14 protein-coding genes are annotated in these 19,639 nt (G+C 71.1%); 8 read left to right on the forward strand and 6 right to left on the reverse strand.

Annotated features, from left to right (window positions below; translation table 11 throughout):
• Positions 1-22: 22 nt before the first annotated feature.
• Together OG978_RS06705 and sigJ are read right to left on the reverse strand one after the other, a co-directional pair.
• Positions 23-790 carry a GntR family transcriptional regulator gene (locus OG978_RS06705; protein WP_326764303.1) on the reverse strand — a complete coding sequence of 256 codons (768 nt, stop codon included), beginning with the start codon at positions 788-790 and terminating at the stop codon, positions 23-25.
• Between the two features lie 315 nt (positions 791-1,105).
• Positions 1,106-2,005, reverse strand: coding sequence for an RNA polymerase sigma factor SigJ (gene sigJ / locus OG978_RS06710; RefSeq protein WP_326764304.1), 900 nt, complete (start codon positions 2,003-2,005; stop codon positions 1,106-1,108).
• Between the two features lie 154 nt (positions 2,006-2,159).
• On the opposite strand from sigJ, the gene OG978_RS06715 reads away from it, so the two are divergent.
• The 5 genes from OG978_RS06715 (at position 2,160) to OG978_RS06735 (ending at position 10,539) form a co-directional block, all read left to right on the forward strand.
• A complete protein-coding gene (locus tag OG978_RS06715) occupies positions 2,160-2,990 on the forward strand; it encodes an alpha/beta fold hydrolase (protein WP_326764305.1) in 831 nt (276 codons plus the stop codon).
• Between the two features lie 181 nt (positions 2,991-3,171).
• Positions 3,172-4,752, forward strand: coding sequence for an alkaline phosphatase D family protein (locus tag OG978_RS06720; protein ID WP_326764306.1), 1,581 nt, complete (start codon positions 3,172-3,174; stop codon positions 4,750-4,752).
• A gap of 72 nt (positions 4,753-4,824) precedes the next feature.
• Entirely contained in the window at positions 4,825-6,198 is a 1,374-nt protein-coding gene (locus OG978_RS06725) for an SWIM zinc finger family protein (RefSeq protein WP_326764307.1), read from the forward strand.
• Positions 6,195-8,867, forward strand: coding sequence for a DUF7824 domain-containing protein (locus tag OG978_RS06730; RefSeq protein WP_326764308.1), 2,673 nt, complete (start codon positions 6,195-6,197; stop codon positions 8,865-8,867). Before OG978_RS06725 ends, OG978_RS06730 begins: the two co-directional genes overlap by 4 nt.
• A 226-nt stretch (positions 8,868-9,093) precedes the next feature.
• Positions 9,094-10,539 carry a GNAT family N-acetyltransferase gene (locus OG978_RS06735; RefSeq protein ID WP_326764309.1) on the forward strand — a complete coding sequence of 482 codons (1,446 nt, stop codon included), beginning with the start codon at positions 9,094-9,096 and terminating at the stop codon, positions 10,537-10,539.
• On the opposite strand, the gene OG978_RS06740 is transcribed toward OG978_RS06735, so the two are convergent.
• Positions 10,507-11,790 carry a trans-sulfuration enzyme family protein gene (locus OG978_RS06740; RefSeq protein ID WP_326764310.1) on the reverse strand — a complete coding sequence of 428 codons (1,284 nt, stop codon included), beginning with the start codon at positions 11,788-11,790 and terminating at the stop codon, positions 10,507-10,509. The two genes, OG978_RS06735 and OG978_RS06740, sit on opposite strands and share 33 nt — an antisense overlap.
• A 59-nt stretch (positions 11,791-11,849) precedes the next feature.
• Between OG978_RS06740 and OG978_RS06745 the strand changes: the two genes are divergently transcribed.
• Positions 11,850-12,347, forward strand: coding sequence for an Lrp/AsnC family transcriptional regulator (locus OG978_RS06745; protein WP_326764311.1), 498 nt, complete (start codon positions 11,850-11,852; stop codon positions 12,345-12,347).
• A gap of 48 nt (positions 12,348-12,395) precedes the next feature.
• Positions 12,396-14,081: a DUF885 domain-containing protein gene (locus OG978_RS06750; RefSeq protein WP_326764312.1), complete on the forward strand. Its 1,686-nt coding sequence runs from the start codon at positions 12,396-12,398 to the stop codon at positions 14,079-14,081.
• Between the two features lie 118 nt (positions 14,082-14,199).
• Here OG978_RS06750 and OG978_RS06755 read toward each other — a convergent pair whose 3' ends face one another.
• Positions 14,200-14,688, reverse strand: a complete 489-nt coding sequence (locus OG978_RS06755; protein ID WP_326764313.1) for a rhodanese-like domain-containing protein — start codon at positions 14,686-14,688, stop codon at positions 14,200-14,202.
• A gap of 94 nt (positions 14,689-14,782) precedes the next feature.
• Here OG978_RS06755 and OG978_RS06760 point away from each other — a divergent pair, with 94 nt between their 5' ends.
• The gene (locus tag OG978_RS06760; RefSeq protein ID WP_326764314.1) at positions 14,783-15,229 is read left to right on the forward strand and encodes an Lrp/AsnC family transcriptional regulator; all 447 of its coding nucleotides are present in this window, start codon (positions 14,783-14,785) and stop codon (positions 15,227-15,229) included.
• Here the strand turns inward: OG978_RS06760 and OG978_RS06765 are convergent.
• Both OG978_RS06765 and OG978_RS06770 read right to left on the reverse strand, forming a co-directional pair.
• Positions 15,219-18,383 (reverse strand): SMC family ATPase, encoded by a 3,165-nt coding sequence (locus OG978_RS06765; RefSeq protein WP_326764315.1) that lies wholly within the window; start codon positions 18,381-18,383, stop codon positions 15,219-15,221. The genes OG978_RS06760 and OG978_RS06765 overlap by 11 nt on opposite strands.
• Entirely contained in the window at positions 18,380-19,546 is a 1,167-nt protein-coding gene (locus OG978_RS06770; RefSeq protein ID WP_326764316.1) for an exonuclease SbcCD subunit D, read from the reverse strand. The genes OG978_RS06765 and OG978_RS06770 overlap by 4 nt, the downstream gene beginning before the upstream one ends.
• Between the last annotated feature and the right edge of the window lie 93 nt (positions 19,547-19,639).

A 19,639-nucleotide genomic window follows, 5' to 3' on the forward strand; every position in this document is an offset into this window, starting at 1 on the left:
GAACCGGCGGAGCCGGCCGTACTCAGGAGGCCTGGCGCTCCTGGCCGTGGTGGCTGATCTCCAGGTCGCCCGAGTCACCGAAGGTGAGCCGGCAGGTGTCGGCCCGGTACGTGGCAACGGAGAGCGCAGCGGTGCCGCCCGCCACGAGGTAGCGGGTGGTGACGACTAGCACGGGGGCGCCGGGAAGCCGGTCGAGCTCCTTGGCGTCGTCCACCCGTGCCGAGCCGAGCTCCACCGACCGGTCCTGACCGTCGAGGTCGAGACGGTGCAGTTCGCGCAGGACACGACGGGCCCGGGCCGGCCCGGACGGGGCGTCGATCGCGGAGAGTTCGGGCACGGACGACGACGGGATGTACAGGAGCTCCGCCGCGACCGTCTGTCCGTGGGTCACCCGTATCCGGCGCACGATGTGCACTGCCTCGTCGGCTTCCACGTCGAGCACGGCCACCACTGACGACGGCGGGACGGCCGTCGAGCAGTCCACCGGCTGCCAGGCCTCTGCCGCACCGCCGCCGGACCAGTCCCGCTGTGCCGTGGAGACGGCGACCCCGACGCGCGGCGGGGCGACGGTGGTCCCGACGCCTCGCCGACGCTGCAGCCTTCCTTCGAGTTCGAGCTGTTCCAGAGCCTGCCGGAGCGTGGCTCGGGCGACTCCGAAGCGAGCGGCGAGCTCGCGTTCGTTGGGCAGGATCTCCCCCACCGCAAAGTCCGAGTCGAGTGCCTCACTGAGCACGGTCTTGAGGTGCCAGTACTTCGGCTCCTGCACCGTTTCCAGCTGCGTGGTCCCCACCCTGTCCTCCGCAATCACCCAGCGTCTATTCCGCGACGTTATTTATTAAAGGTTCCTGTCTTAACGTTGAGACCATAGGACGGTACACACCCTTGGTCAAGACCAATCCTCGGTCCGTCACGCAGCGAAACGGGTCTCTGCCGCAGAGCGTTCACAGGACGTTCGTAGTGCCGTGAGGCGCGCGCAGCACAGAGCCCCGCGGCCGACCAGCAGGACGCGGGGCTTCGGACAGGCTTCGGACAGGGGCGGCGCGGGAACCCGAACAACCGGAGTCACCGACGCCGGTCGAACGTGCGACCGGCGGCCAGGGCCCCGCTACGCCTCCGGGAAGTCGAAGTCGATGAAGCGAGTGAGCTTGTCAGGATTCCGCATGACATATACGCACTGGATAAGCCCGTCCTCGACGTCCAGCTGAACGACCGAGTCGACCTTTCCACCCAGGAACACCAGCAGACCCGGTCCGCCGTTGAGCTCCAGCAACCGGAAGTCGAGGTCCCCGACCTGATCGTGGGCGACGGCGAAAACGAAGCGGCCGACCTTGTCGGCACTCTCGATGACCCGCAGCGGCGCCCTGGACTTTCCGCCGCTGTCCCCGACGAGCCGCACGTCGGGTGCGAGCAGGACCAGCAGCTCCTCGATGTCGCCACCCGCCGCCGCTGCGAGGAATCGCTCGGTGAGGTCACGGCGGTGTGCCGGGTCGACGTCGTAGCGCGGTTTGCGCTCCTCCACATGGTGCCGCGCCCGCCCCGCCAGCTGGCGCACCGCGGCCTCGGTCCGGTCCAGAGTGGCGGCGATCTCCGCGTACGGAAAGCCGAATGCCTCGCGCAGCACGAAGACGGCTCGCTCCAGCGGCGACAGGGACTCCAGGACGACGAGCACGGCGACCGACACGGAATCGGCCAGGACAGCCTGCTCCGCGGTGTCGGGCACGGCCGGTCCGAAATCGGTGACTACCGGCTCCGGCAGCCACGGCCCGACGTACGTCTCACGTCGCGACTGCGCCTGTCGCAACCGGTCGATGGCGAGGCGGGTGATGATCCTCACGAGAAAGGCGCGCGGCTCCCGTACGTCCTCCCGGGATACGGAAGACCAGCGAAGCCAGGCCTCCTGCACCACGTCCTCGGCATCGGCAATCCGGCCCAGCATGCGATAGGCAACGCCGGTGAGCACGGGACGGTGGCTCTCGAAGACATCGGTCGCGGTGTCGGCTGTCACCCCTCCATCCCAGCCGACCCGCCCCACCCTGTCCAGCGTGAATCGCCTACCCCTCTTGAACTGCAGGCTACTGAACGGTAATTGTTATTGACGAGACGTCTAAGCCGCCTTCAGGCATGGCCCCTTCATGCCGGATCACCCCGGGAGCACCAGCATGGCCACCACGGTCTCGTTCAGCGTCGACTCACTGCAAGGGCCCCGGACCGTGTCCGTGGCGTATGAACGGACCGGGGCCGGCGAGCCGCTGCTCCTGCTTCACGGCATCGGCCATCACCGTCAGGCCTGGGACCCTGTGCTGTCCGTGCTCGCCGTCGAGCGGGATGTGATAGCCGTCGATCTCCCCGGCTTCGGCGTCTCGCCGGAACTGCCCGACGGACTGCTGTACGACCTGCCGACCGTGGTCAGGGTGCTCAGCACCTTCTGCGCGGAGATCGGTCTGGACCGGCCGCATGCGGCGGGCAATTCGCTCGGTGGTCTGCTCGCGCTGGAGCTCGGCCGGGAAAAGCTCGTGCGGTCGGTGACGGCGCTCTCGCCCGCCGGTTTCTGGACCGAGAGCGAGCGACGCTACGCATTCGTAACGCTGCGGGCCATGCGGCGGGCCGCGTTGTCGATACCGGTCCCGTTGATCGAGCGGCTCTCGCACAGCGCGGCCGGGCGCACGGCACTGACCAGCACCATCTACGCCCGGCCCGGCCGCCGTTCGCCCGATGCCGTCGTCGCGGAGACCATCGCCCTGCGCGAGGCGACCGGTTTCCATCAGACGCTTGCCACCGGGGGGAATACCGCGTTCACCGACGATGTGCCGGGGTTGCCCGTGACCGTCGCCTGGGGCAGCCGGGACCGGATCCTGCTGCGCCGGCAGGGAATCAGGGCCAAGCACACCATCCCCGACGCCCGGCTGGTCCGGCTGCCGGGCTGCGGTCATGTGCCGATGAACGACGATCCCGCACTCGTGGCGCGCGTCATTCTCGACACCAGTCGCTGACACCGCGCCGGTCGCCGGATCCGCACCCCGGGCGACAGGGCACGGACCGACCGGCCACCGACGGAGGCCGGGGCCGGGTGTTCATCTGAGGTTGGTGTGCGCGCCGCCGACGGGCACAAGGGTGGGGTCGCTCGACCAGCCACCCGTTCGTCCCGCTGACCACTGCCCCGGAGGCGCCTCGATGTCGTACCGTCCGCGAATTCCGTCCCCCGATCGCCGCAGTGTGCTGCGCGGTTCCCTCGCCGCGTCGGCCGCGCTCACACTCCCCGCGGTGGGCACCGCGGCCCCCGCCTTCGCACTGTCCGGCCGGCCGCGCGCGGCGTGGGGTGTGCAGGTGGGCGATGTCACCTCGTCATCCGCGCTGGTCTGGGTGCGGGCGGACCGGCCGGCCCGGATGATCGTGGAGACGTCGGCGACGGAGTCCTTCCGGCGGGCCCACACATGGCACGGTCCGCTCGTCGGTTCCGGCACCGACTTCACCGGGACGACTCCGCTGTACGGGCTGCCGCCGGGCGAGCAGGTGCACTACCGCGTGACACTCACCGACCCCCAGGACCCCCGCCGTACCGGGGAGCCGGTGTACGGAACCTTCCGGACGGCGCCGGCCCGGCGCCGGGACGGGGTGCGCTTCCTGTGGTCGGGCGACATCGCGGGGCAGGGCTGGGGCATCAACCCGGACATCGGCGGCTATGTGGTGTACGACGAGATGCGCCGCCTCGATCCGGACTTCTTCCTCTGCAGCGGTGACAACATCTACGCGGACGGCGTGATCGAGCCGAGCGTGACGCTGCCCGACGGACGGGTCTGGCGCAATGTCACCACCGAAGAGAAGGCGAAGGTCGCCGAAACCCTTGCCGAGTACCGCGGGAACTTCCGTTACAACCTGCTCGATCGCAACCTCCGTGAGTTCAACGCCCAGGTGCCTTCGATCGTTCAGTGGGACGACCACGAGGTGCGCAACAACTGGTATCCCGGGCAGATCCTCGGCGACGCCCGTTACACCGAGAAGAACGTGGATGTGCTGGCGGCCCGTTCGATGCGGGCGTTCCGCGAGTACTTCCCGGTGTCCACGCTGCATGCCGCGTCCGGGGAGGGCCGGATGCACCGCGTGGTGCGACACGGTCCGCTGCTCGATGTGTTCGTCCTCGACATGCGGTCCTTCCGCAATGCCAACTCCCCCGGCCGACAGCCCGACGACGCGACGGGCATCCTCGGTGCCGAGCAGCTCAGGTGGCTCAAGCACGAGCTGTCCCGGTCCCGCGCGGTGTGGAAGGTGATCGCCGCGGACATGCCGCTGGGACTGGTGGTGACCGACGGGGCGACGGACTTCGAGGCGGTGGCGCAGGGCGATCCCGGAGCACCGCTCGGTCGTGAGCTGCAGATCGCGGAACTGCTGCGGTACATCAAGCACCGCCGGATCACCGGCACGGTCTGGCTGACGGCGGATGTGCACTACACGTCGGCGCAGCACTACGAGCCCGAGCGTGCGGTGTTCAAGGACTTCGCGCCGTTCTGGGAATTCGTGTCGGGGCCGCTGGCCGCGGGTCAGTTCCAGGCGAACGCGCTCGACGCGACGTTCGGTCCCGACCGGGTCTTCGTGCGGGCGCCCGACCGGGCGAACGTGTCACCGATGGAGTCGCCGCAGTACTTCGGGGAAGTCGACATCGACGGCGACAGCGGCGAGTTGACCGTTCGGCTGCGGGCGCAGGGCGGTTCCGTACTGTTCAGCAAGGTGCTGCAGCCGGGGCGCGTCGGTCAGTGAACCGGCGCCCGGCGATCGGCCCCGGGCCATGGTCGGAAGCCGATTGTCAGTGGTGGGATCTACGGTTTTTCCATGACCCGATCCGTTCAGGCATTGGCCTACTCACGCCCGTCCGCCCTGGATTCCTCACAGGCGGGGCAGCTCCTCGGCCTGGAGACCGCCGGTGGTCTCACGCCGCGGGGCGCCGAGTCCCACCCCCGGTTCTTCGCCGGCTTCCTCACATCGCCGAGGATCGCCGCCCGAGGTCTGCTGGCCGTGGCGGACGTGGCATCCGCGCGTTACTACCGGCGCGCCCTGCCCTCGTCCCTCGACCCGGTGGTGACGGGCAACGGCGACCGTCTGCGTTTTGAGTCGTTCTCCGGCTGCTGCGGGGTGTACGCACGCCTCGATGTGCTCCAGGAGGGTCTGGACGGTGCACGCACGGACCATGGCACCACGAATGTGGATGTCAACAATCCGCTGCGGGAGGCGCTCTCGCGGATAACGGGGGACGATCCGCTGCACATGCGGGTCGGCCCGGACGAGATGGCCGTCACCACGCTGGACGGTCCGGTCGTGGAGAAGAAGGTGCCCCTGCCCGACCGGTGGCTCCGCGGCTTCGCCGAGGCGCAGGTGGTGTCCGCGGGTTTCGATCTGCGGGCCGAGCTGCCGGCGGCCGAGGCCGTCCGGTTCCTGCGTTCGCTGCCGCGTTCGGCCGGGAATGCCTCGCGGGGCGCCCAGTGGGTGATCCCCGCCGGGAAGGCTCTCCGTCCGACCACGCGTCCGGTGTCGGGGTCGGTGTGTCTGCCGGGTCCCGAACGGCTGGTGGTGCTGCAGCGGGTGCTGCGTGATGCCACCTCGCTGCGGGTGTACGGGCCGGTGGCCGACGGGGCGGCGACCGCGAGCGCATGGGAGGTGGTGCTGCCGGGCATGCGCCTCACGTTGACGCTCTCGCCCGATGTCTCGCGCGGCTTCTCCGGCGAGGGCGGGGTGCTCGACGCGCTGGCCACCGACGATGCCGCGGCCGACGCCGAGCTGGTGTCCGTGCTGCTGGCCTGGGAGCCGCGGATCGATCTCGCGGACCTCGCGGAACAGTCGGGTCTCACGGTGGAACGGGTACGGGCCGCGCTCACCCGGCTGGGGACGGCGGGCCGGGTCGGCTACGACCTCGCCGACGCATCCTACTTCCACCGCGAGCTGCCCTACGACGCCGACCGGGCCGAGCGGCACAATCCGCGTCTGGTGGCGGCCCGGCAGCTGGCCGGCTCGGGTGCGGTCGTGCTCGACGGAGACATGGCGGCCGTCGCCTCGGGGGAAAGCCGATACCAGGTGAGGGAGAATGACGGAATGCTGAGCTGTACCTGCCAGTGGTGGGCGGATTACCGCGGACGGCGGGGCCCTTGCAAGCACGCCTTGGCCGTCCGGATGGTCCGCCGCGGTACGCCGGTCGCCGGGGGTGCGCGATGAAGGAGCTGCTCACCGCCGTACGGGAAGCGCGCAGGATGGACGTGCCTGCCCTGTTGTCCGAGCTGGACCGGGCGGGACGCACGTCGGCGCTGGCGGAGTTGAAGGCGCTGCGCAAGGAGGCGCGGAGCTGGCCCTGGGAGAAACAGGACAAGATCCGCAAGGCCCTGCTGGTCGCGGGCGCCGGCTGTCACACGGGAGCTGCGGGCTGCGCCGCCTGGATCGGCGGCCGGGACCTGCAGAGCTGGACACGGCCTCCCTTCCCGATGCTCCTCGATGTTCTCGCGGACCGTGACCCCGACTGGCTCGGTGACGTCGCCCACCGGCTGGCGGCCCGTCCCGGGACGGCGGAGACCTCCTATGAGCTGATCACCGGGCTGGTGAAGATCGCACGGTGCCCGGTGCCCACCACGGACGGCTTCGTGCGGGGCTGGGCCGAGGCGCTCTCGGTCTCACAGTGGCAGCAGAAGCGACGACCGCTGGCCGACGTCCTCCGTACGGACCCGTATCTCACCGTTCTCGTGCCGCGGCTCTTCGAGGTGGCGGAACTTCCGTCGCAGATGCTCTGGTTCGACGAACCGAACGACCCGAGCCGATGGCACGTGGCTCTCGCCGCCCTCGCGGACGACGGGCCGCTGGAGCGGGCGCCGCTCGTCGACGGTTGCGTGGCCCGGCTGATCCGCGGCGGAACCCCCGGCGAACTGCGGTTCTTCCTCGCCGTATTGCGTCAGCTCTCGCTGACCGGAGAGGAGGAGGCGGAGCGCGTGGCGGACTGGATCGCCATGGCGGCGGACGGTATCTCCACCGTGGCCGGCCACGCCCAGGAGGTGCTCGCGCGGCTGGACGAGCAAGGCGAACTGCCCGTGCGGTCCCTGGCGGATGTCTCGGGTTCCCTGCTGTTCCGCCCGGAGAAGAAACTCGTCCGTGCCCAGCTGGTGCTGATCGGCAAGACGCTGCGCCGCGATCGATCGGAAGCCGGCGAACTGCTGCCCGTCGTCGCCGAGGCCTTCGGACACGCGGACCTCGACATCCAGGAGCGGGCGCTCAAACTCATCGCACGGTTTCTGCCCGCCGTCGACACAGCGGTTCGGGAGGAAACCGCCCTGTCGGCGTCACTGCTGGGTCCGGCACTCCGTACGGCGGCGACCGAGGTGTTCGGCGACCTGCTGGACGAGCGGTCGGCGGCGGAGCCGTACGTGGAACTCCTGCCGTCCGCTCCCGTCCCGCGACGTATCGAACCGGCGCCGGCGACGCTGCCCGAGCTCGTCGAGGAGGTGGTGGTCCTGGCGAGAGCCTCATCACGGGATGTCACCGCATTCGAGCGGGCGCTGGACGGGCTGGTCCGCCAGGCCCACACCGACCGCTCGGCGTTGACCGAGGCGTTGCGGGATGCCTTGGCGGGCAGTTGGTGGCTCGTCGACGAATCGCAGTCGAGGGTCGAGATGCGGCTCCGCTCGGAGGCGGGAATCACCCTGGTCCTGGCCGTGCTGCTCGGACGGGTTCCGATCCAGGCCGTGCAGGAGGGGCGTGCGGCCTGGACCGGCAGCGGTGTCTGTGTCCATGCCGCGCTCAAGGGAGTGATGAAGGCCCGGTTGTGGGAAGCCGCCGACGCCGTGCTCACCGGCAGCACACCATTCCTGCTGGCCTTCCCGACCTGGCACACCGGCTCGCTCGACCCTGCGGTGCTGGTCGAGCGGCTGCGTACGTATCAGCAGCTCGGAGTCCAGCCCGGGGAAGCCGACTTCGCGCAGGCCCTGCTGCGTGTACGGCGCGGCGGTCAGCAGGAGGCCGCCGCGGCAGCCGCCCGGCTCGGCACTCCGGAGGGCGACCGGCTGGCCGCCTGGCTGCGGGCCGGCCGGCCGCTCGCGACCGTGGAACGGTTCGATCTGGACAGACAGGAGTCCACCGCCCGCGGTTGGGTGGGACAACAGCCGACCGACTGGACCCGGCGCGTCCTGATGGCCAGCGATGAACACCCCTTCATCGAGCGGGAGTTCCCGCGCTCCTTCCACTGGCTGGGCAGCGCGCACACCCCTCGCCACCGCACCTGCGACCACGGGAACGAGCACCCGGATTCCTGGACCGCGACACTCCCCGAGGACAGCGAGACACTGGCCGCGTGGCTGCTCCCGGCCATCGCGACGTGTGCGACCGATGAGTTGAAGGATGCGGCCCAGCCGCTCCTCGGCCTTGTAGAACTGGGTGGGCCGGCCGCCGAGGCCACGCACCTGGCGGTGGGATACGGGATGGGTGCCCGGTATCCGGAGGACCGGCTGTCGGCGGTGGACGCCCTGCTGATGCTCGCGGCTCAGCAGCGGCTGGACACGACGTTGCTCGGCGAGCAGCTGGTGATCCTCCTCGATCACCAGCTGGTGAAGCCCAATCGGCTCGCGGACTCCGTCCGTACCGCGGCCGCCACGGGGGCGTACCGGACAGTGCTTTCCGTGCTGCTGCCCGTTCTGCCGGGACTTCTGGCAAGCAAGAAGGGCACGCGTGGGCTGAGTGACCTGCTCTCCGTGGCCGCCGAGTGCGTGGAGCACTGTGGTGCGGTCGGTGGTGGCGAGCCGATACCCGGGCTCGCCGAAACGGCCGCGCGCGGCGGATCGTCGCAGTTGGTACGTCAAGCGGCACGTCTCGAAGCCGCCTGGGAGCAGGGTTCGGGACGGACGTGACGGCGCAGGACATCGTGGCGTAACACGCAGGTTCCGCTCGCCCGCAGCGACCGGTACGGCGCGATGGCAGGCACAATCAGGCACACGGATCAGTCACACAGATCAGCACGCGATCGAGCAGGTCACCAACAGATAGGAATGGGGTGATAAGGGACTAGATCCACACTTAACCCATCAGTCACAGAGTGTTCGTGGTCAGGCAACAACGCTCAGTCAGAGTGAATCCATGACTGATACGACATCCGCGAAGACTGCCCGCCGCTCCCACCACTGGCGGCGGGACGTGACCGAGCTGGCCGCACTGTTCACCGCGGTCGCGGTGGCCGACGCCATCGCGAACCTGATCGGGCACCAGCCGGACGGACCGTACCTGCTGATCGCCTCGGCCGTGGCCCTGGCGCTGACAGCCGGGTTCCACACCTGGTGGGCACGGCGGCACAGCCACGCCCCGCCGCCGACCTGCACCGGCCTCCTCGCCGAGGGAGACGGCGACGGCACGGTCCCGGGCCGCCACACCGATGCCTCGGCGACCGCGCTGGTGAGCACGCCCACCGCCGCGGGCCCGGCCCCCTCCCCCGAGGACACGGTGCTGTGGCGGATGCGAACCACGGTGCGGGACACGCCCGGCAGCCTGGCGGCGCTGTGCAGCGCGCTCGCCCAGCACCGGGTCGACATCCTCACCCTGCAGACGCACCCGCTGGCCCGGGGCACGGTCGATGAGTTCCTGCTGCGCGCGCCCGCCCCGCTCCCGGCCCAACAGCTGAGCCGGGCGATCTCCGCCGCCGGGGGCAGTTCGACCTGGATCGAGCGGGCCGACACACACGATCTGGTCGACGCCCCGACGCGCGTCCTGGGCCTCGCCACACGCACCGCCCTTGATGCGGCCGAACTCCCCCTCGCGCTGCGGCAGCTGCTCGGCCGTTGCACCATCCACTCGCTGCCCGCCGTCTCGATCACCGGCCGGGCGACCGGTGAGACCACGCCCGTCGAAGGAGTGCTGGAGGAGACGGTGATGCGGCTGCGCGACCCGTCCGGGGGCGTCATCACCGTCGAACGGCCCTATCTTCCGTTCACGCCGACCGAGTTCGCCCGGGCCCGTGCCCTGGTCGAGCTCGATGCCCGGCTCGGCCCCCGCGTCCCGCGCAGCGAGCACGTGCTCACCCTGCCCGAGGGCAACGAGATCACCGTGCGCCGCGCGGACCGCAGTGACCTCGGAGCAGCACGTGCGATGCACGACCGCTGCTCCGAGCAGACGCTGCGGATGCGCTACCACGGGCCGGTCCACGACGCCGACCGTTACCTGGACCACCTGCTGAGTCCTCGCTTCGGCCGCACGCTGGCCGTACAGACGGCCTCGGGCCGGCTGGTCGCGCTCGGCCACCTCCTCTGGGACGGCGACGAGACCGAAGTCGCCCTCCTCGTCGAGGACGACTGGCAGCGCCGCGGCATCGGCTCCGAGCTCCTGAGCCGCCTGGTCGCACTCGCCATCGAGGCAGGCTGCGAGAGCGTCTACGCCGTCACACAGTCGTCCAACACCGGCATGGTCGCGGCCATGCGCGCACTGTCCCTGCCGCTGGACTACCAGATCGAGGAGGGCACCCTGGTCGTCACCGCCCGGCTGGACGCGACGCCGGTCCGCTCACTGCCCCCGTACGAGCAGGCCGGTCGCTGACTCCCCGGCCACGGAGGACCCGGCCGCGGAGGACCCGACCGCAGAAGACTCGGCCACGGAGGACCCGACCGTGGAGGACTTCCGTCCGGCCTCCTGCGAGCTCAGCGCCTGGCACAGATCGGCCCACAGGTCCTCGACATCCTCCAGACCGACCGACATACGCAGCAGCCGGTCCCCGACGCCGGAGGCCTGCCGGTCTCCCTCATCCACGATGCGGTGGCTGATGGAGGCCGGATGCTGGATCAGGGTGTCCACGCTGCCGAGGCTCACCGCGGGCGTGATGAGCCGCACGGCCGAGATCACCCGGTGCGGATCCCCGTACACCTCGAACGAGACCATCGCTCCGCCGAGCTTCGGGTAGTGGACCCTGGCGATGCGCGGATCGGCGGTCAGTCGGCGGGACAGTTCGGCGGCGCTCGCGGACGCCGCCCGTACCCGTACCGGAAGCGTGGCCAGGCCGCGCAGCAGCAGATACCCGGCCATCGGATGCAGCACCCCGCCGGTGGCGAAACGCACCTGCCGCAGGCGGGCCGCGAACTCCTCGTCGCAGGCGACGACCCCGCCCATCACATCGCCGTGCCCACCGAGGTACTTGGTGGCGCTGTGCAGCACGATCCGAGCACCGTGCTCGACGGGCCGCTGCAGTACCGGGGTGGCGAAGGTGTTGTCGACAAGCAGCGGCACGGAGCCGCAGGAGTGCGCGATCGCGCGGATGTCGACCTCGGCAAGCGTCGGGTTGGCGGGCGTCTCCACCATGACCAGACCGGTGTCCGGACGGATCGCCTCGGCGATGCCCGCCGGATCGGTCCAGGTCACCTCCGTGCCCAGCAGCCCGGCGCCGAGCAGGTGATCGCTGCAGCCGTAGAGCGGCCGGACGGCGACTACATGGCGCAGTCCCATGCTCGCGCGGACCAGCAGCACGGCGGTGAGCGCCGCCATTCCGCTGGCGAACGACACTGCGCTCCCCGTCCCTTCGAGCCGGGCGAGGGCGGTCTCGAACCGGGCCGTCGTCGGGTTGTCCAACCGCGCGTAGACCGGCGGCCCTTCGAGCTTTGCGCCGGTGGCGGCAAAGGTGTCGATCCGCTCCGCCTCGCCCCTGGAGTCGTACGAGGGGTAGGTGGTGGACAGATCGATCGGCGGGGCGTGCAGTCCGAGGGCCGCGAGATCGTCGCGGCCCGCGTGCACGGCTTCGGTGGCCAGCGCCCTGGACCGGGCTGTCGTCGGGGGCGCCATCGAGGATTCGGTGTCCATGGCATCACTCTGAACAACCACCGGAACTTCGGGGTCTTCTCCCGTGCTACGTTCGGCAGATGGCCGATTCTGTCGCTCTTGATCCGGTGGACCTGCACATTCTGCGGCTGCTGCAGAACGATGCCCGGACCACCTACCGCGAGCTGGCCGCCGAGGTCGGCGTCGCACCGTCGACGTGCCTTGACCGGGTGACCAGGCTGCGCCGGTCCGGCGTCATTCTCGGCCACCAGCTGCGTCTGGACCCGGCCCGGCTCGGCCGGGGCCTGGAGGCGCTGCTCTCCGTGCAGGTCCGGCCGCACCGCCGAGAGCTCATCGGTCCGTTCGTCGAGCGCATCAGGACGTTGCCGGAGTCCCGTGCGCTGTTCCATCTGACCGGCCCGGACGACTATCTGGTCCATGTCGCGGTCACGGACACGGCCGATCTGCAACGCCTGGTACTGGACGAATTCACCTCGCGCCGCGAAGTCGCCCGGGTCGAGACCAGGCTGATATTCCAGCAGTGGGAGTGCGGGCCGCTGCTGCCGCCGTCCGGAGGATCGGCGGAGTCAGGCCTCTGAGGCCGAATGATGATGACGCGGAGGCCTTCGCCGTACGAGGATGTCCGCATGTCAGACACTTCCAGCAGCGCGCTGCCCCGCCAGGTCGCCGACACCTACGTCGACGCATTCATCGAACTCGACCCGATCGCCGGTACCTATCTCGGTGTCGCGGAGAGCTCGCGCCGCCTTCCCGACTTCTCCCCCGCCGGGCAGGAAGCTCTTGCCGAGCTGGCCCGCACCACCCTGGCGAAGCTCGATGCCGCCGAACAGCTGCCCGGCGCGGACAGCGATGCCGAGCGCCGCTGCGGTCGTCTTCTGCGCGAGCGCCTCACGGCGGAACTCGCCGTTCACGAGGCCGATGAGGGGCTGCGCACGGTCTCCAATCTGTCCTCCCCGGCGCACAGCATCCGTGAGGTGTTCACGGTGACGCCGACGGAGACCGACGAGGACTGGGCGGCGGTCGTGGACCGGCTGCGCGCGGTGCCTGCCGCGCTGAAGGGCTACCAGGAATCGCTCGCACTCGGTCTGGAGCGCAAGCTGTACGGCGGGCCGCGCGCCACCGCCACCTTCATCGGCCAGCTCGACGAGTGGGCAGGGGACGGCGGTTCGGGCTTCTTCCAGGAGTTCGTGGCGGCCGGACCCACGGGGCTGCGTGCCGATCTGGACGACGCCGCCGGGCAGGCCACGGAATCGGTCGTGGCGCTTCGCGACTGGATGCGCGATGTGTACGCCCCCGCGGTCGAGGGGGCGCCGGACACGGTGGGCCGCGAGCGGTACGCCCGCTGGTCGCGCTACTTCAACGGCACCGACCTGGACCTGAACGAGGCGTACGCGTACGGCTGGTCCGAGTACCACCGGCTGCTCGCCGAAATGCGGACCGAGGCCGAGAAGGTGCTGCCCGGCGCCGGCCCCTGGGAGGCGCTGGCCCATCTCGATGTGCACGGCAAGCACATCGAGGGCGTCGACGAGGTCCAGGCCTGGCTGCAGGGTCTGATGGACGAGGCGATCGAAGCGCTCGACGGTACGCACTTCGAACTCGCCGAACGCGTACGGAAGGTGGAGTCCCGCATCGCCCCGCCCGGCGGCGCCGCCGCCCCGTACTACACGGGCCCCTCCGAGGACTTCTCGCGCCCCGGTCGCACATGGCTGCCCACCATGGGCGAGACCCGCTTCCCGGTGTACGACCTGGTGTCCACCTGGTACCACGAGGGTGTACCGGGCCACCACCTCCAGATCGCCCAGTGGACGCATGTCGCCGACAGCCTGTCCCGCTACCAGGCGTCGATCGGCGGTGTCAGCGCCAACGCCGAGGGCTGGGCGCTGTACGCGGAGCGGCTCATGGACGAGTTGGGCTTCCTGCCCGACGCGGAGCGCCGCCTCGGCTATCTGGACGCGCAGATGATGCGGGCCTGCCGGGTGATCGTGGACATCGGCATGCACGCGGAGATGGAGATCCCGGCGGACTCCCCGTTCCACCCCGGCGAGCGGTGGACCCCCGAGCTGGCTCAGGAGTTCTTCGGCAACCACAGCGGCCGTCCCGCCGACTTCGTGGAGAGCGAACTGACCCGTTACCTCTCGATGCCGGGACAGGCCATCGGTTACAAGCTGGGCGAGCGCGCCTGGCTGCTGGGCCGGGAGAACGCCCGCAAGGCCCACGGTGACGCGTTCGACGCCAAGGCCTGGCACATGGCCGCCCTGTCGCAGGGGCCGCTCGGACTCGACGATCTCGTCGACGAGCTGTCCAAGCTCTGACGCGATGGCGCGGCGACCGGGCTCGGTTCACGGCACGAGCCCGGTCGCCGGGCACATCTGCGGGCCGGAGAGGCCAGGTCGGTCACGGCAGCCGGGACGGTCGCAACAGCCAGGACAATCAGCAGCCGCAGTCACCGGAGTCGACCGGTGCGGTGAGCGGGTCCGCGTCGCGCCGCTCCCGCCCCTCCCAGGTCTCGAACTCGAAGCCCTCGCGCACCCAGTACTCGAGTCCGCCGAGCATCTCCTTGACCTGGTAGCCGAGTTCGGCGAGGGCGAGCGCGGCACGTGTCGCGCCGTTGCAGCCGGGGCCCCAGCAGTACGTGACCACGGGAACCGCCGGGTCGAGAAGGTTCCGGGCCTGCTCGGCGATGAGCGCGGTCGGCAGGTGGACCGCGCCGGGGACATGCCCCTGGTTCCAGGATTCGGTGGAGCGCGAGTCCAGGAGCACGAAGCCCGGATCGCCGTCGGCCGCGAGCGCGGCGGCGACATCGGAGACATCCGCGTGGAAGGCGAGCGAGGCGCCGAAGTAGGCGGCGGCCGCCGCCGGGGAGGCCGGCGGGACGCGGAGGACGGGGTGGGCCGCGGTGGCGGTGAGCTGCGATGTCATGCCCAGAAATCTACGGCCGGTGATCCGCCCCCGGAAGATGAGATCCTCGGCACAATGCTTGATCTGCCGGGGATTTCCCTGTTGCCTCCGGGGCATGACCGACTATTCCCCGGACGCCACCGACTGGCGCATCCTCGATGTCCTGCAACGCGAGGGGCGTGCGTCCTTCGCCGAGCTGGCGCGCGCGGTGGCGATGTCGCCGAGCGCCGTGACCGAGCGCGTGCGCAGGCTGGAGGAGGCCGGGGTGATCAGCGGTTACGCCGCCGTGGTCGACCCGGAGCGGCTCGGGCTGCCGATCCTCGCCCTCGTACGGCTGCGATACCCGAACGGCCATTACAAGCCGTTCCACGATCTGCTCGACACGACTCCGGAGATCGTGGAGGCCCACCATGTCACCGGCGAAGACTGCTTCGTACTGAAGGTCACCGCCCGCTCGATGCGTCACCTGGAGGAGGTCTCGGGCAGGATCGGCGCCCTCGGTTCGGTGACCACGAGCGTCGTCTACTCCTCGCCGCTCCCCCGCCGCGCCATCAGCCGCTGACCTCGCCGGAGGTGCGGTGCAGCACCGCCGATCCGTGCCGCTCCTTCACCACTTCGAGCTGTGCGGGGATGCGGCGGCGCAGATCGGCGACATGGCTGACGATGCCGACGCTGCGGTCCCGCTCGCGCAACGAGTCCAGTACGTCGAGCACCTCGTCGAGGGTCTGGTCGTCCAGACTGCCGAAGCCCTCGTCGATGAAGAGGGTGTCCAGCCGTACCCCGCCCGCCTCGTCGGTGACCACATCGGCGAGGCCGAGCGCGAGGGCGAGCGAGGCGAAGAACGTCTCGCCGCCCGAGAGCGTCGCCGTGTCGCGCTCGCGGCCGGTCCAGGCATCGACGACATGCAGTCCGAGACCCGATCTGCGGCCTCCGGTGCGGGCGTCGGAGTGGACCAGGGTGTAACGGCCGGACGACATGCGCTGGAGCCGTGCGGTGGCTGCGGCGGCGACCTGTTCGAGCCGGGCGGCGAGCACGTACGACTCCAGTCGCATCTTGCGTTCGTTGTCCGCGGAGGTACCCGCGGTGAGTCCGGCCAGCCGCGCCACCCGGTCGTACTCCTCGCGCAGCGAACCGATTCCGCGCACCTCGTCCGCGGCGCCGCGCGAGAGCCGGCCGAGTTCGGCGCAGCGCTCGCGCGCGGCGGCCAGTGCGGCGGAAGCGTCCCGCAGCGACCGCTCGGCCGTGTCGTACGCGGCCTGCGCGACGTCCACCGCGGCCGGTGGGCGGTCGGCGGCGGCCCGGGTCTCCGTCTCCGCCAGCCGGTCGGCCACCGCCGCCGCCTCGGACTGCCAGGCGTCGATGAGCCGCTGGAGTTCGCGCTGCCCGGCGTCGTCGAGCAGGGTCTCGGCGGCGGCCTGCGGGGTGTCGAACCCGGCCCGGAACGCGGCGTCCGCGAGCCGGTCGTCGGCCTCCTTGCGGTGCTGTGCGGCCGTCTCCTCCGCCCGGACCGCCTCGGCGGCCCCGGCGAGCAGCGCGACCCGGCGTTGCAGCAGCGCGGCGTGTTCGGCCACACTGCCGAAATCGCCGCGCGCGGTCGCCAACTCGGCTTCCAGCGCGGCCTGTTCACGGTCCAGGCCCTCGCGGAGAGAGGTGCGGGAGGCGGCCCGGCGCTCGGCGAGCTGCCGGCCGTCGAGGCGTTCGGACTGTTCCCGCTCGGTGGCTGCGAGGGCCTCACGCGCGGCATGCATGCCCGCTGCGGTGCGGTACGCCTCGGCATGCAGGCCCGTCAACCGGTCGACGAGCGCGCCGAGTTCGGCAACGGTGGGGTCGGCGTCGGGCCCGGTGCCGGCCGGGCCGACGGCGACCGCCCCGGTCCGGGCCATCGACGGCGGTCCGGCCGAACCGGCGGCGGCGCCCCCGGTCACGCATCCGGACGCTGCCGGATCCACGGCACCGGCCCCGTCCCTCGGCTGCGGCACCGCCGACTGTGCGGCCGCGCGGGCAGCGGTGTGCTGCTCGCGTACGACGCCGAGCTCCCGGTCCGCCCGCGTACGCGCCTCCTCGGCGCGCCGGTAGGCATCGAGCGCCCCCTCCTCGGCGGCCTTGTCGACATGTCCGTCGGCCGCGCGGGCCGGCCTGGGGTGGTCGGCCGAGCCGCACACCTTGCAGTCCTCGCCGTCCACCAGCTCCGCCGCCAGTTCCGCAGCGATGTCACGCAGCCGTCGTTCGCGAAGCTCCAGCCACGACTCGTGGGCTGCGGCGGCGCGCTCGCGGGCCGCGGCCAGCCGCTCGGCGGCGGCCGACACCTGGGCGGCGAGCGCGTCCCGGCGGCGGGCCGCGTCCAGCCGGGCACGGGCGGGCTCCAGCCGGCCGGCCAGCTGTTCGGCGCGGGTGGCCGATTCCTGGGCCGCCTCGATGCGTGCCCGCAGTCCGTCGCGGGTGGACTGCCAGTCGGCCAGCCAGGCCTCCGCTTCGCGGATCAGCTCCTCGTCGGCCCTGGCCTGGCGCTCCAGTTGGGTCCGCTCGGTGTCGATCTGTGCGCTGCGCCGCTCGGCACGCTTCGCGGCGTCGAGCCCGCCGAGCTCCTGCCGGAGCCGTCGCTCCAGCTCCGCCAGCTGTTCGGCACCGGCGTCGGCCAGGGTGCCGGGCAGCACCGCGCGGGCACGGTCACGGGCCTGAGAGGCCGTGCGGTACGCGCGCTCGGTCTCCTCGTGCAGCTCCAGAGCGGGCGCGACGAGGTCCGCCTTGCGGGCCCGTGCGAGACGTTCGTGGTGCCGGTCGCGGTCGGGGCGGCGGGCTTCGAGCACGGCGGCGCGGCGCCGCGTCTCCTCGTACCGCTGCTGGAGCGCGGCCAGTTCGCGTTCGCCGTCGAGGGCCAGGCGGGCGGCCGACTGCCGGACTTCGGCCATGGCCAGGACACTGGCGGCGATGTCGAGCCGTTCGCGGGCACCGCTGCGGGCCGTCGCGGCCCATTCCAGCACGCCCTCGGCGAGTCCCGGTTCGCCGGGCTGGATGTCGGGGAGCGGCGATTCGCGCGCGGCGGGTCCGGCAGCCTGGGCGATCCGCTGGGCCACCGCGAGGACGCGTTCGTCCCCGGCCCTGACCTTGGTTTCGGCACTCCGGCGCAGTTCGCCCAGTCGCTCCTCGACGGCGGCGAAACGGCGGGTGTCGAAGAGCCTGCCGAGGAGTTTGCCGCGTGCTTCGGCATCGGCACGCAGGAAGCGTGCGAAGTCGCCCTGCGGCAGCAGCACAACTTGGCAGAACTGTTCCCGGCTCATCCCGACGAGCTGGGTGATCTCCTCGCCGATCTCCTGGTGCGAGCGGCTGAGCGGCCGCCAGCCGTCGTCGGGGTCGTACTCCCGCAGCCGGCTCTGGGCCTTCTCCGTCGTGAAGCCGCTGCCCTTCTTCTTGGGGCGGGGCTGTGCGGGGCTCCGGGTGATTTCGAGGCGCCGGCCGCCGACGGTCAGTTCCAGACCGACCTCGGTGGCGAGATCCGCCGGGACATGGTCGCTGCGCAGGGAGGTGCCGGGGCTCTGACGGGCGCCGGGCACCGCACCGTAGAGGGCGTAGCAGACCGCGTCGAGGACCGAGGTCTTCCCGGCGCCGGTCGGCCCGTGCAGCAGGAAGAGCCCGGCCGACGAGAGGGCGTCGAAGTCGATGTCCTGGGTGGCGCCGAACGGGCCGAAGGCGGTGACGGTGAGCCGGTGGAGTCTCAACGGTTCACCTCGCGCACACCGTCGTCCACGCGGACGTGGTCGAAGGCGCCGCGCAGCACCGTTCGTTCCTGTTCGTCGGCTGCGGAGCCGCCCCGCACATGTGCCACGAAGTCCTCGGCGATCTGCTGGTCGTCGCGCCCCTTGAGGCGCTGTGCGTACGAGGCGAGCGGGTCGTCGGGAGCCCGGTCGGGTTCGAATACGAGGCTGAGTGTGTGCGGGAACCGCTCGACGAGCCGGGCCATCGGCTCGGCCGGGCGCACCGGGTCGGTGAGGGTGGCCTCGATCCAGGACTCCCGGTGCTGCTCCAGCGCGGGGTCGTCGACGAGGTCGTCGAGGCGGCCGCGGAGTCTGGCGAGGGGTCGGGGCACCGGGCAGTCCACACGTTCGGCGCCGACCGTGCCCGAGGCGTCGAGGTCGATCAGCCACATCGTCTTGCGGTGGGTGACCTCGGAGAAGGAGTAGGCGAGCGGCGAGCCCGAGTAGCGGACGCGTTCGGTGACGGTCTGGCAGCCGTGCAGATGGCCGAGCGCCACGTAATCGACGCCGTCGAAGACTCCGGCGGGTACGGCGGCCACCCCGCCGACGGTGATGTCGCGCTCGCTGTCGCTGGGCTCGCCGCCCGCGACGAAGGCGTGGGCGAGCACGACGGACCGGGTGCCGTCCGGGCGGCTCGCCAGATCGGCGCGTACCCGCTCCATGGCAGCGGTGAGCACCGCTTCGTGCCCGGAGCGCTCCGCCTTGAGGACGTCCTTCACCAGGGCCGGTTCCAGGTAGGGCAGCCCGTAGAACGCCACCTCGCCGTGCGCGTCCCGCAGGACGACGGGGGTATCGCAGCCGGTGGGGTCGGTCCGCAGATGGATCCCGGCCCGCCCGATCAGTCCCGCGCCGACGCCCAGCCTGCGTGCCGAGTCGTGGTTCCCGGAGATCATCACGGTGGGCACACCGGCGGCGGCGAGCCGGTGCAGCGCGTCGTCGAAGAGCTCGACGGCGGACAGCGGAGGAACGGCCCTGTCGTACACATCACCCGCGACGAGGACCACATCCACCTCGTGCTCGCGCACCGTCGCCACCAGGTGATCCAGGTAGGCGGCCTGGGCTTCGAGCAGGGAGACCCGGTGGAACGAGCGCCCCAGGTGCCAGTCCGATGTATGCAGAATTCTCAAGACCCGGCTCCGACCCGCATTTCTCTCTTCCTCCGCCCCCGAGTGGTGAGCCCCTCTCTTCTCACCCACCACAGTCTCGCATCACCGCCGACC

The organism is Streptomyces sp. NBC_01591, from assembly GCF_035918155.1.
Lineage (GTDB): Bacteria > Actinomycetota > Actinomycetes > Streptomycetales > Streptomycetaceae > Streptomyces.